The organism is Pseudomonas sp. GGS8 (genome assembly GCF_024168645.1).
GTDB lineage: Bacteria > Pseudomonadota > Gammaproteobacteria > Pseudomonadales > Pseudomonadaceae > Aquipseudomonas.
Window position 1 is genome coordinate 3,024,621 of record NZ_JALJWF010000001.1, and the last position, 12,452, is coordinate 3,037,072.

General features: G+C 58.4%; 8 protein-coding genes. 1 reads left to right on the plus strand and 7 read right to left on the minus strand.

Annotated elements, in window-relative coordinates; genetic code table 11:
• Positions 1–136 precede the first annotated feature (136 nt).
• The gene (locus tag J3D54_RS13605) at positions 137–2,854 is read left to right on the plus strand and encodes an RHS repeat domain-containing protein (protein WP_253418914.1); all 2,718 of its coding nucleotides are present in this window, start codon (positions 137–139) and stop codon (positions 2,852–2,854) included.
• 78 nt (positions 2,855–2,932) lie between these two features.
• Here J3D54_RS13605 and J3D54_RS13610 read toward each other — a convergent pair whose 3' ends face one another.
• The 7 genes from J3D54_RS13610 to algG all read right to left on the minus strand — a co-directional run bounded on the left by J3D54_RS13610 (position 2,933) and on the right by algG (position 12,449).
• Positions 2,933–4,384, minus strand: coding sequence for a mannose-1-phosphate guanylyltransferase/mannose-6-phosphate isomerase (locus J3D54_RS13610; RefSeq protein WP_253418916.1), 1,452 nt, complete (start codon positions 4,382–4,384; stop codon positions 2,933–2,935).
• A gap of 212 nt (positions 4,385–4,596) precedes the next feature.
• A complete protein-coding gene (locus tag J3D54_RS13615) occupies positions 4,597–5,265 on the minus strand; it encodes an alginate O-acetyltransferase AlgF (RefSeq protein ID WP_253418918.1) in 669 nt (222 codons plus the stop codon).
• 15 nt (positions 5,266–5,280) lie between these two features.
• Positions 5,281–6,456, minus strand: coding sequence for an alginate O-acetyltransferase (locus J3D54_RS13620; protein WP_253418920.1), 1,176 nt, complete (start codon positions 6,454–6,456; stop codon positions 5,281–5,283).
• A gap of 11 nt (positions 6,457–6,467) precedes the next feature.
• Entirely contained in the window at positions 6,468–8,033 is a 1,566-nt protein-coding gene (locus J3D54_RS13625) for an MBOAT family protein (protein ID WP_253418922.1), read from the minus strand.
• Between the two features lie 210 nt (positions 8,034–8,243).
• Complete coding sequence (locus J3D54_RS13630) at positions 8,244–9,374, minus strand: mannuronate-specific alginate lyase (protein WP_301293345.1); 1,131 nt, start codon at positions 9,372–9,374, stop codon at positions 8,244–8,246.
• 11 nt (positions 9,375–9,385) lie between these two features.
• The gene (locus tag J3D54_RS13635; RefSeq protein WP_253418924.1) at positions 9,386–10,837 is read right to left on the minus strand and encodes an alginate O-acetyltransferase; all 1,452 of its coding nucleotides are present in this window, start codon (positions 10,835–10,837) and stop codon (positions 9,386–9,388) included.
• 10 nt (positions 10,838–10,847) lie between these two features.
• Entirely contained in the window at positions 10,848–12,449 is a 1,602-nt protein-coding gene (gene algG, locus J3D54_RS13640; RefSeq protein WP_253418928.1) for a mannuronan 5-epimerase AlgG, read from the minus strand.
• Positions 12,450–12,452: the final 3 nt, after the last annotated feature.

The following is a 12,452-nucleotide window of genomic DNA, read 5'->3' on the forward strand; positions in this document are numbered from 1 at the left end:
CCTCGGCGGGGATGGATATTCGCGGATCAGGGCCTGCACCGCTGGTCGGTACTGTAATTTCTGACAGTAGCCAGCCATGCGCTCGAAACGTTAGAAAACATTGGCCAACAGGGCAGTTATTCGATGGACGGTGGCAATGGGAATGCATCACAACACACCCACACTGACGGTCGTCGATCCGCGCGGCTTGTCGATCCGTTCGGTTGATTATTGGCGGGCTGTCGAAAACGTCCCTGCTGAGGCACGCATCAACCGCATCGCTTACGATGCCGCAGGACGCGCGGCAGAACAGTGGGATCCACGGCTTTGGGCGCTGTCACAAGAAGAACCGCTGACACCCGCCAATCTAACGACAGCGTTTTCGTTGTCGGGCAATGCGCTGTTCACTTACAGCGTCGATGCCGGTTGGCAGCTCAACCTGCCAGGTCTGGGTCGTGAGGTTTTATCGGGATGGGACAGCTGCGGCACGCGACGCGAGGTTGAATATGACGACCTGCGTCGTCCCGTGGCAGTGTTCGAGCAGGGCACAACTGAGCCGCGAAGGTCTGTTGAACGCATGGCCTATGGCGGTCCCGATCATGGCGAGCAGAATCAATGCGGGCAGTTGATCCGCCATGATGACCCTGCCGGGACGGTGCTGTTCGAGGCCTTTTCGATCACCGGCCAATGCGTGAAGCAAGTCCGTCATTTCACCCTGGACCCCGTTGCCCCAGACGGGCCGGAGTTGGAAGCCGATCGCCAGCGGCTGCTTGAGCCGGGGGAAGGGGCTGTCTCGACGTGGCGTTTCGGCCCGCTGGGCGATGTGCTGGAACAGATCGATGCCAAGAAAAACCGTCAGGCCTTCAGCCTGACCCTTGAGGGGCGTCTGCGTGAGGCGCGTCTGCAACTCCAGGGACTGACCACCTGGCAAACGCTGGTCAGCGATATCCAGTACAACGCCGAAGGGCAAATCGAACGGGAGGTCGCGGGCAACGGGGTGCGAACAACCCTCGGTTACCGTCCTGAAGACGGTCTGTTGATGGAGCGTCGGTCACAGGATGCCGACGCCCGGATGTTGCAGCATCTGATCTATGACTATGACCCGATGGGCAACGTGTTGAGCATCGAGGACAAGGCTCTGCCAGTGCGCTACTTCGCCAACCAGCGCATCGACCCGCTCAGTCGCTTTGGCTACGACAGTCTTTATCAGTTGATCGAGGCCTTTGGTTGGGAGGCGGGCGGTCCCAATCAAGGACCCGGGTCGGTCGGGCGCACCGATCCGGCGGCGGTCAGCAACTATCGGCAGACTTACCGCTATGACACGGGCGGCAATCTGCTGCAGCGGACCCACGTTGGTGCGCAAGATCACGGGCGCGAGATGAAAGCTGCCCGCTACGGCAATCGTTGCCTGCCTTGGCGCAACGGCGTGCCGCCCACCGAAGACGAAATCGCTGCCGCGTTCGACGCCAACGGCAATTTGCTGGAGCTGGATCAGGGACGGCTCTTGACCTGGGATCTGCGCAATCAGTTGCAATCGGTCAGCCCCGTGGAGCGCGCCTCCGGGCGCAATGACCGGGAGTCGTACCTCTACAATGGCGGTGGCCAGCGTGTACGCAAAATCCGCTCGTTGCAGACCAACGCCCGAACCGTGGTCGCTGACGTGCGTTACTTGCCGGGGCTGGAGCTGCGCACCGATAACGGCACCGCAGAGGTGCTGCAGGTGATCACCGCCCAGGCCGGACTCAACAGCGTGCGGGTATTGCATTGGGAGAGCACCCCGCCTTCGGGAACAAACGACCAGTATCGATACGGCTTCATCGATCATTTGGGTTCGATCAGCCTGGAGCTGGCCCATGATGGGCGAATCATCAGCCGCGAAAACTTTTACCCCTTCGGCGAGACGGCGTACCTGGCCGGGGATGATGTGATCGAGGTCAGTTACAAAACCGTTCGTTACTCGGGCAAGGAGCGGGATGCGACGGGGCTTTATTACTATGGCTTTCGTTACTACGTACCGTGGCTGCAGCGCTGGATTAACCCTGATCCTGCCGGGGACGTGGATGGTTTGAATTTTTACGCGATGGTCATAAATAATCCATTGACTCTGTGGGACGCGGATGGGCTCACCAATACAGGGAACTATGAAGTAAAGGTTGGACTGAAGGAGAAGTTGGCGCTGAAAGTATCGAAGTTGAAGGTCAAGATCAGTGTTTTCGATACAGTGTCGGGAAAGTACAAGGAGTCAGATGAATTTAAGGTTGTGGAAGTGGAAATGGGAAGTAAGTACTTGGTGAGTGGTGATGAGGTGAAGAAAAACCTGAAGGAATATAGAGATATTTATAAAGCTCATATGAGTGCGGCGTCAAAAATAAAGCCGGGGGGCGAAGAGTCTAATAGTAGTCTTGGCGAAAGTGTTTCTGGGTATATGTTACGAAGTGCGAATGATACGTTTGTGGAGGAAGCTAATACTTATCTGGATCCACCGAATATGCACCCGGATACTTTCGTTGAGCGACGATTCTTCGCTGTTCTGAAAAGATCGGATAAAAATAAATTGCCTGAGCAGCGAAAGATTTACGGGCTAACTGAGTTGAGTACGCTTACAGAAAAGGGCAAGACGGAAGTCACTATCATTCAGACCGTCGTCCATCCTGATACTCAAGTTGTAGAAGATTTGCCAGGGAGGGCGCCGAGCAATAAGGGTTCGATGGGACGATTGCCCCTCATGCGAGGTATCGGCACTTACTTGACAGTGCAGTCTTTGGCAGCAGTGTCGAAGCCTAAGGATGTTGTTGTTAAAAAAGTTATAACAGAAGCGATAAACCCGCGTTCCGCCAAGATCGCCCTGAAGTTTGGCGCCAAGTTGGTCAAATAAAGAAAAAAGCCCCCGCCCAACCCGCTGCGGATAGGGAACGCAGCGGGCTGGACGGGAGCTTCTTGTGTTACCGGTCAATCACTGCGCGATGGTTTTCACCGACACGCCGCGTTCGATCGGGGTGGAACGGCCGTAGATATCTTCAAACCGCTCGATATCGTCTTCACCCAAATAGCTGCCCGATTGCACTTCGATGATCTCGAGTGCAATTTTGCCCGGGTTGCGCAGACGGTGAACCGAGGCGATCGGGATGTAGGTCGATTGGTTTTCAGTGAGCAGAAACACGTTTTCGTCGCAGGTCACTTCAGCAGTGCCGCTGACCACGATCCAGTGTTCGGCGCGGTGATGGTGCATCTGCAGCGACAGGCACGCACCCGGTTTGACCGAGATGCGCTTGACCTGGAAGCGGCCGCCCATGTCCACCGAGTCGTAGGAACCCCACGGACGATAGACTTCGCAGTGGGTCTGGGTTTCGCTACGGCCCAGCTCGTTGAGGGTGTTGACCATCTGTTTGACGCCTTGGACCTTGTCCTTGTGGGCGATCATCATGGCGTCCTTGGTTTCGACCACCACGATGTTTTCCAGGCCGATCACCGACACCAGTTTGCCGTTGCCGTGGATCATGCAGTTCTTGCTGTCCTGGATGACCACGTCGCCTTTGGTGACGTTGCCGTTGGCGTCTTTTTCATTGACTTCCCACAGCGACGACCAGCAGCCGACATCGCTCCAGCCCGCGGTCAGCGGCACGACGCAGGCGCGCTGGGTTTTTTCCATCACTGAATAGTCGATGGAATTGTCTGGGCAGCAGGCGAAGGTGGCAGGGTCGATGTCGACGGTGTCGGGATCCTGCGCGCTACGCTCCAGCGTCAGTACGCAGGTGTCGTAGATGTCCGGATCGTGTTTTTTCAGTTCTTCGAGGAAACGGCTGGCGCGGAACAGGAACATGCCGCTGTTCCAGAAGTAACCACCGGACTGGACGAACTCGGTGGCGCGTTTCACGTCGGGTTTTTCGACGAAGTGCGAGACGCGGCTGACGCCTTCCGGCAGCAGGGCATCGTTGGTGGATTTGATATAGCCGTAACCGGTTTCCGGTTTGGTCGCCGGTACGCCGAACAGCACCATCTCGCCACGCTCGGCCGCCACGGTGGCCAGGGCCAGGGCGCGTTGCAGGGCTTTCTGGTCTTCCAGGACGTGGTCGGCCGGTAACACCAGCATCAGCTCGTCGCGACCTTCATTGACCAGCATCATCGCAGTCAGGGCCACTGCTGGTGAGGTGTTGCGGCCGAAGGGTTCCATCAGCACGCGCTGCACGTCCAGGTTGCGGGCGCTCAGTTGCTCGTTGACGATGAAACGATGTTCCTTGTTGCAGACCACGATCGGGGTGTCCATGCCTTCGAACACCAGGCGTTCGAGGGTTTGCTGGAACAGCGTTTGCTCGCCGGTCAGGGCGAGGAATTGCTTGGGAAATTGCTTACGGGAAAGCGGCCAAAGACGTGAGCCGCTACCACCTGACAAGATTACTGGAATCATGTTGTTACTCCTTGAAAAACGTATGGGTCAGAGCTACTGCGTTCTGTCGTTTCACTCTTGTTCTTATTCCGTACCCGATTGACGCCTTGATCCACTGTGGGAGCGAGCCTGCTAGCGATGACTGAGTGTCAGTCGACATCAATGCTGGATGTCAGATCGCAATCGCGAGCAGGCTCGCTCCCACAGGGAACAGCGTTAATCAGGTGAATTTGTTAGCGCGTCGACACTGGGCGCTTTACCCAAACTGGCGACAGGCTGCTGCCATTGCCGGTGACGTACAGCACCGCGGCTTCACCACGCTCCAAGGCAACCGGCTTCACGTCGCCGACTTTCTTGTCGCCTTCGTACAGCGCCAGGCTGACTTTCACGGGGTTGATTTCACGTTCGCCGCGGCTCTTGGCGGCCACGTTCGGCACCACTTCGGTTTTGCCGTCCGCGGTTTTCAGGGTCAGGGCCTTGTCGCTGAGGTTCTGCACGCGCACCAGGGATTTCTGCTTGTTCTTGAACGGCGGTTCTTCAATCAGTTGCGGCGCGCCGCTGGCGTTGTTGACCAGGGTGTAATAGTGATCACCGGCCAGTTTCACCGGCAGGGTCTGGCTGCCGATCTTGGCGCTGTAGTCGCCGCCTGGCATGAAGCTGAAGTCAGTGCTGGACAGCGGCGCGACTTCGTTCAGGTTGGTAGTGCCGACAGTGGCGCTGACTTCGGCGTTGCCGGCGTTGTAGACCCGCACGAAGCTGGAGCCTTTCGGTGCGGTCGGGCCGTAGAGGGCGGCATCGCCACCGGCGAAGGCCTGCATCGACAGCACGCTCATGCCGGCGACGAGGGCAACTGCTTTTAAGGAGCGAGCGGCGAGACGGCGAGGAGTAGTAGTGAAAGTCATGGGTGTACCTCTCTTTCAGTTTTGCGCCCGGTCGGGCGTCTCGGATTTAGTGTTTGCAGCTACGTTTTGTTGGCGTGCGCCGGCTTGTTTAAGCTCTGCGACCCACTGCGGGTCGGCGTCACCGATTTCGTTGTTCACAGGCAGATATCGTTCAGGGAACTCCCAGATCAGCACTTGTGGCGGGCTGTTCTTGAAGGCATCGCTTTTGAGGTAGCTGAGCATCGGCAGAATCGGGCCGTGGCCGTCTTCGGCGTAATTGACCACGTCGCTGTGCAGTGCTTCTTTCAGTGCCCCGACGAAGTTCCAGTTCGGATTGGCGCTGTAGCTGGTGCCGATCAGGGCCACCGGCACTTCAGTGTTGGCGAACAGTGCGTCATCACCGGCAGGCTGATCCTGAGCCGCCACGGTGTTGCGCTTCTGCAAAGGTTCTGGCGCCGGCATCAGGTTTTCGAACAGCGGGTCCAGCGGCAGGAACAAGCGCAGGTCGCCCTTGTGGGTCACCTTCTCGGCCGGTTCGGTGACGAAGTTTTGCGGTTCGCCGCTGAGCGGGGCCTTGTCGGCAATGGTTTTGGCCAGGGTCTGCGCAGCGATTTGTGCGCCTTCCGGGGTCCAGTGGGTGTCGGTGCGCAGGAACACTTGCTGACCGTCGTGCTTGGCTTGTTGCAGCGGGCCGAGCAGGTCAGGGGCAAGAATTTTGTTGGCCGCCACTTGAGCGTGGAAGTCCTGATAGAGGTTGGCGTGGATGCTCGAAGGCTTCACTTCACCCAAGTGTTCCGGGTACAGGCGAGTCTTGGCCGGCACGATCGCCATCACCAGTTTCACGCCTTTCTCTTTCAGTTCCTGGCGCACGCCTTCGACCAGCGCGTAGTTGCCTTGCAGGTTCAACTCTTCGTTGACGATCGGGTTGAATTCCTCATCGCTGTACAACCACTGATCGCGACCGAGCACCACGCCCGGACGACCTTCGTTGAACAGTTTGAAATCCAGCGCGGCCCAAAGGTTGGTGCCCAGGCGCTTGATCGGGAACTCGTCGTCGTAATGCGTCTCGACGGCTTTGGTCCAGCGACCGTTGAGCACGGTGGCATCGGCGTTGGTACTGAAGCCGAAGAAGCTGCGTACCGACCACACGCCCAGGACCAGCAAGGTCACCAGAAACAGGGCGATGTAGAAGATGCGTAATGAGCGGGTCATGGTCAGATCCCTCAGAACTGGAAGTAAAGGAACGGCGAGAAGCTTTGCGCCGAGAGTTTGAAAATCGAAGCGATGAACAGCAGCAGCACCAGGGCGCGCATCACGTAGCGGGACCAGTCAGCGGTCCAGTAGGCCGGTTGCACAGTCGCTTCAACGCCGACGGTGTAACCCGGTTCGTGGATGCTGGCCGGGTTGTCACCTGGTACGGCTTTGATCATTCCAGGCGTCGCCGCGGCAGGGCCATCGGCCTCGACGTTGACGGCAGGCTTGGTCTTGACCGGTGGCCGGTTGGTGTAGAAATCGCGGATACCGAAGAACGCCAGAGTGACGTAGGCCACCACCAGGGTTGCCACTTGCAGACCGGTGAGGCTGGCCTGATTGAGTTCCGACAGCGACCATTCGCCGAAGCTGAACATCGCGCCGTACATGCGACCGGCGACGTGCAGGTTTTCCGAGCGGAAGATCACCCAGCCCATGACAACGAGCAGGAAGGTCAGTGCCCAGCGGATCGGGTTGATGCTGCGCGGCGAGGTGTTCAGGCCCAGTGCTTTTTCGATCGCCAGCCACATGCCATGCCAGGCACCCCAGACGATGTAGGTAATGTTCGCGCCGTGCCACAGACCACCGAGCAGCATGGTCAGGAACAGGTTGCGATAGGTCATCAGCGTGCCTTTACGGTTACCGCCAAGGGTGATGTACAGGTAGTCACGCAGCCAGGTGGAGAGGCTGATGTGCCAGCGCCGCCAGAACTCGGTGATCGACTGGCTGATGTACGGCTGTTTGAAGTTTTCCATGAAGCGGAAACCCATCATCAAGCCCAGGCCGATGGCCATGTCGCTGTAGCCGGAGAAGTCGAAGTACAGCTGCGCGGTGTAGGCGAGGGCGCCCAGCCAGGCGTCACCCGTGGTCGGGTTCTGCAAGGCGAAGCAATGGTCGGCCACTACCGCCAGGGTGTCGGCGATGAAGACTTTCTTGATGAAACCCTGCATGAACCGCGTGGCACCTTCGGAGAACTTGTCGAGGGTGTGGGTGCGGTTGTTGAACTGGTCGGCCAGGTCGCGAAAACGCAATACAGGGCCCGCGATCAGGTGCGGGAAGATCGCCACGAACGCAGCAAAATCGATCAGGTTACGGGTGGCCGGGGTATCACCGCGGTAGACGTCGATGATGTAGCTGATGGACTCGAAGATGTAGAACGAGATCCCGATCGGCAACAGCACGTGGGTCAGGATGAACGGCGACAGACCGACCGAGGTCATCATCGCGTTGATGCTGTCCACGCCGAAGTTGGCGTACTTGAAGTAGCCGAGGATGCACAGATCCACCGCAACGCCGAGCAGCAGCCAGCGCTGGGCCGGTTTGGTCCGAACGCCCGCGGCGCCGACTTTCAGGCCGATCCAGTAGTTCCACAGCGTGACGGCCGCGAACAGCGCAAGGAAGTCCACACGCCACCAGGCGTAGAACACGTAGCTGGCGATCAGCAGCAGCAGATTGCGATAGCGTATTCCGCTCAGGTAGTACAAGCCGAGAAAGATCGGCAAGAACAGAAACAGGAATACGTTGGATGAAAATACCATCCCGATCTCTCCATGTTTAACCAACAGTCAAGGGCCAACGGCCCCCCCAAACCCCCCACTGAAAACCGGAGGGCGAAACAACAACTCATACCTGACACTGACCCTGTGGGAGCGGGCTTGCCCGCGATAGAGGTGTGTCAGTCGACATCAATGTTGAAAGTCAGATTGCATTCGCGGGCAAGCCCGCTCCCACAGGGTTTTGTGTATGTTCTAAGAACCTTTGCCCTTGTCATTGGCCGGGTCGAAGACCTTGGTCAAATCCCCACCCAGTCGGAACGTCTTGAACGGCTGCATCTTGTGCTTGAGTTCCAGCACGTCCGGCGGGCAGGTGTAGAGCGAGCAGAATGGTTCGAGCCAGGCAAATTTCGAATCGATCTTGAGATCGGTCATGTCCTGCTCTTTACCGTTTTTCTTCTCGAACTCATCCGGGTTTTTCACCCCGGCAAGCACGCGATCGCCCAAGCGTTTCAAGGCGCCGTTGTTTTCCTGACGCAAGTCCACACCGTTGACCTGGGCGAAACTGGCGATCATCGCCAGCGGCGGCAGGGCGTAGTTGTGGTAGGCGAGGGCGCGTTGCTGGCGCTTGAGTTCGTTAGGCAGGAAGCCCTGGGCGTCGACCTGATTGGCGCCGACCTTGTATTCCTTCACGGCCCAGTCGAACAGGTCGCGGCGGTTGGTGGCGACCGAGGTGGCCATCACCGACCAGGCGGCCCAGTACGAGTGGTTGTTGGTCTGTTCGAGCGGGAGATTGTCCCAATCGCTGACCACCTGATCGGCCATTTTGCTGAACCAAGCTTCAATCACTTGCGCTTGTTCCTGGTGGGTGGCCAGGGGATGCGAGTCAGAGAATTTCAGGCGGATATAGGACGAAGCCATGCTGCCCAATGCCCATTTGCGCATGGACTTGCCGGTGTGGTTGAAGTCCTTGGACATCAATGCATCGGCCTTGGCCCAGGCGGTCAACCAGTCGAGGGGGCATTCCAGTTGTTCCGGGCGACCGTCACGCATGAACTGCATCACTCGCTTGCTGGTGCCGCGCTCGATCTTGGTGATGTCAGCGGTGGTGTCGCGGAAGGCCTTTTCCGATTCCTCGTTCAGAGTCGAACGGGCCTTGTCGGAGCCTTCGTATTTGCTGCGAAACTGCAGGGCGCCGGTGTAGGGCGTCGGCATTGCGTCGCAGCCTTCGTTCTTGTCGCCGGTCTTGAATTTATCCACAGGCGCAAAATACCCCTGAGGTGGGCGCAGTGGCGCGGCGGCCTGGGTGGCGCCAGCGAACATCGCCAGAGCCAGCAGGGAAGGTGCGAGTAACTTTTTCAAAGCTCGGGTTTGCATGCAATTCATAAGAGGTAGCCTCATTGCCCGGCTTGAGCAGTACGCTGCCCGGTGCCGGAGAACACGTTGCGTTTGCAGATTTTTGCTTCGACTTTCTGCGGCGCGGCGCCTGGTGTTTCAGGCCCCTGGACTTCAACGGCCAGCAGATTCTGCGAAGCCCAGTCTTCGTCCGTGCGCAACTCAAAGGCGAAACGCCCGTCGGTATCGGAGGTTTCCGGTTTGTCGATCTTGATGTCCTCGTGGCGCCCATTCATGTACCAGAGGGTGGCATGCAAGGTTTTCACCGACGTATCGGCGAAGCGGATGTCGACCTGGTGGTCGCTGTTGCGCAGGTCCAGGTTCTTGCTGTTGACCATCAGTTCGTTTTTGCCCGGCTTCAGCGTGGCGCTGCCGCTCATTTGTGCATCCTTGCCTTCGCAACCGTTGTCGAGCAGCGCCATCATCTGGCGGTAGATGGTTTCCTGGTCGAGGCGATAAAGTGGCGAGAACTCCCAGATGAGAATTTTCGGCGGCTTGGTCTGGAACTCTTCGCTGCCCAGGTACTGCAGCATCGAACCTTCCAGGCCACCGCCGGGGAATGCCACGTTGAGGATGTCGGCGCCGATGGCCTCTTCCAGGAAACCGGCGAAGTTGTAGTTCTTGCCACTGTGGCTGGTGCCGACCAGGGTGATTTGCGGGTTGCCGGATTCACCGAACAGATCGCCATCCGCCGCTTCGCCCTTGGGCTCGGTGGTGAACTGATCCATGTACTGGATCGCATAGCTGGTGCCACAGAGTTGACCCGCCATATTGTGTAACGTTCCGGTCTTGCCCATGCGACCCGACTTATGGGTCTCGAATTCACGCTTGGGAATGTCGGCGAAGACCGGCAACTGCTTGACCTTCTCGGCGACGATTTTCGCTGTGCGCTGGGCGCCATACGGGGTCCAGTGTTGGTCACCGCGAAAGTAGAAATCGTGGGCGGGCAGGGTGTCGGGCAGCGATTCGTTGGTCAGCGGCGAGAGGTCGGGGACCACGTAGCCCATCTGCGCGAAACGCCCGAGCATGGTTTTGTAGTTGGTCAGTGCCTTGTCGAAATCGTATTTGGCTTTTTCTTCCGGGTTCAGCTTGTTGCGGTTCACCAGGCCCCGGGTCGGCTGGTAAACGATGACCAGTTCCACGCCTTTGCTCTTGAACGCATCGTGCAGCAGCTTCATGCGTTTGTAGCCGGCGGGCGTGGTATCGAATTCGGTGCGCAAGTCTTCTTGGGTACGGAACAGCCAGTCGCCCTGGGCCTGCACCAGCGTGGTGAAGTTCTGCTGATAGCGCGTGGTGTAGTTCTTCGGGTCGTGGGCTGCCGGGCACAGGTTGCAGCACGGCTCGGCGTTGAAGCTCGGTGCTTTGGCGTCTTCGGCACGCACGCCAGTGCTGGCCGCGAGAATGCCCGCGGTCAGGGCCGACAGGCTGAGTAATTTGATCAAGTGTGGGTGCATAAAATTATCCTCAGTCCCGCATTTCGGTCTGGCGTTCGACAGGGTCGATCAGCACGGCTTTCTGCTGGCGTACCAGCAGGTCGAGAATTTCATCCTGGCGCTCGCCGAGAATTCCCGAAAAGCTGATGCCACTGGTTTTGGTCGGCGCGAGCATCGACACGCGATACAACTCCACGCTCAGCGGCGAGTCGATCGACAGTGGTCCGCTGCCATTGGCGGCCAGTTCACCACCGACCACGATCAGCGACACTTCGGCATCGAACGGGTCGAGCTTGATGTCCCGGTCGGTGTCGCTCAGGTCTTTGATGTGCCCGTAGACACCGGTCAGGCCATTGGCCATCGAGATGTTTTCGTACAGGCGAATGTTCACGCTGTTACGAATCCGGATGCCGTGGCGCTTATTGCTGATCACCTTGTTGCCCCACAACAGGTTGTCGGCACTCTCGTAGAGAGTGATGCCGTCGGTGTGGTTCTTGTAGATCTCGTTGTAGGCGATCAGGTTGTTCACGCTGTTACGGTCGATCACCAGGCCCGACAGGTGGTTGTCGTAGCTGCGGTTGTTGAAGATGAAGCTGTCGTTGACCTCACGGGAAATAATGATCCCGTGCTTCTTCTTGGTTCCGTAAACCGTGTTGTCGGCGATGATCAGGCCGTGGGAACGGTCATGGGGGTCGATGCCGTAGACGATGTTGTCTTTGTAGGTGTTGCCCTTGACCACGAAATCGCGGGTTTCGTAGCAGTAGAAGCCGTACCACATGTCCGAGAACTCGGAGCCGACGATCCAGCCGGTCGGTTCAGGGCGCTTGAGCACCTTGGCCATGTTCGGTGTGTACTGGGAAATACTCACGCCGTAGGACTTACTGTTGGCGTAACCGAAACTGGCAATCTTGCTGTTGGCGATGTAGGTCTCGGTGCCGCCCCAGGACAACAGGAACGGACGGAATTCCTTGGGCGACTGGAAGGTCGCCGGACCGTTGGCCTTCTCGCTCCAGCCGGTGATCTTGGTATCACGCACAAACAGCTGACCGTCGTTGACCAGGAACGAACCGGCCTCTTGGGACAGGCGCAATTCCTGGGTCTGTTTGTCGATTTCCAGAATGCCGTGTCTGCCCACCACGATCGGCAACTTCGCCAGGAACACACCCGGCGACGTTTCGCTGAGGTACTGCTTGGGCAGCTTCTTGGTCAGGTCCTTGAGGTTCATGTAGCCATCGTCGACGAAGATCGCCTGCGGGATGCCGTGCTGACGCACCACCCACTCGGCCATCTTGTTGTCGCCGCCGATGAAGTCCTTCAGGGCGTCTTCCTGCATCATCCGGCGCACGCTGATCTTGCCGGGTTTGGTGCGCACGATTTTCGCGGCAATAGCTTGGGCGGTGTAGCCAGAGGTGTCCGGCAGTTTCGGCTTGGCCAGTTCCAGCGGCGCGGTGGGCGCGCTGCTGACGGTGTAGGTCTTGGCCTGTTGCAGTCCTTTGGCTATGGTCGTCGGTTTGCTCTGCTGTTCAGGCTGGTGCACAGCCTTGACCGGTTCGACGGTGGCGAAGGCGGCTGTGCTGGCCAGCAGCAGCGCGCCGGCCAGCAGGCTGATCGAGCCTTTCTTGGCGCTGTTCATGTC

Excerpts from the sequence above, each read along its gene's own strand:
- J3D54_RS13605 (WP_253418914.1), top strand. The coding sequence starts at position 137 with ATGGGAATGCATCACAACACACCCACACTGACGGTCGTCGATCCGCGC.
- J3D54_RS13610 (WP_253418916.1), bottom strand. The coding sequence starts at position 4,384 with ATGATTCCAGTAATCTTGTCAGGTGGTAGCGGCTCACGTCTTTGGCCG.
- J3D54_RS13615 (WP_253418918.1), bottom strand. The coding sequence starts at position 5,265 with ATGACTTTCACTACTACTCCTCGCCGTCTCGCCGCTCGCTCCTTAAAA.
- J3D54_RS13620 (WP_253418920.1), bottom strand. The coding sequence starts at position 6,456 with ATGACCCGCTCATTACGCATCTTCTACATCGCCCTGTTTCTGGTGACC.
- J3D54_RS13625 (WP_253418922.1), bottom strand. The coding sequence starts at position 8,033 with ATGGTATTTTCATCCAACGTATTCCTGTTTCTGTTCTTGCCGATCTTT.
- J3D54_RS13630 (WP_301293345.1), bottom strand. The coding sequence starts at position 9,374 with ATGAATTGCATGCAAACCCGAGCTTTGAAAAAGTTACTCGCACCTTCC.
- J3D54_RS13635 (WP_253418924.1), bottom strand. The coding sequence starts at position 10,837 with ATGCACCCACACTTGATCAAATTACTCAGCCTGTCGGCCCTGACCGCG.
- algG (WP_253418928.1), bottom strand. The coding sequence starts at position 12,449 with ATGAACAGCGCCAAGAAAGGCTCGATCAGCCTGCTGGCCGGCGCGCTG.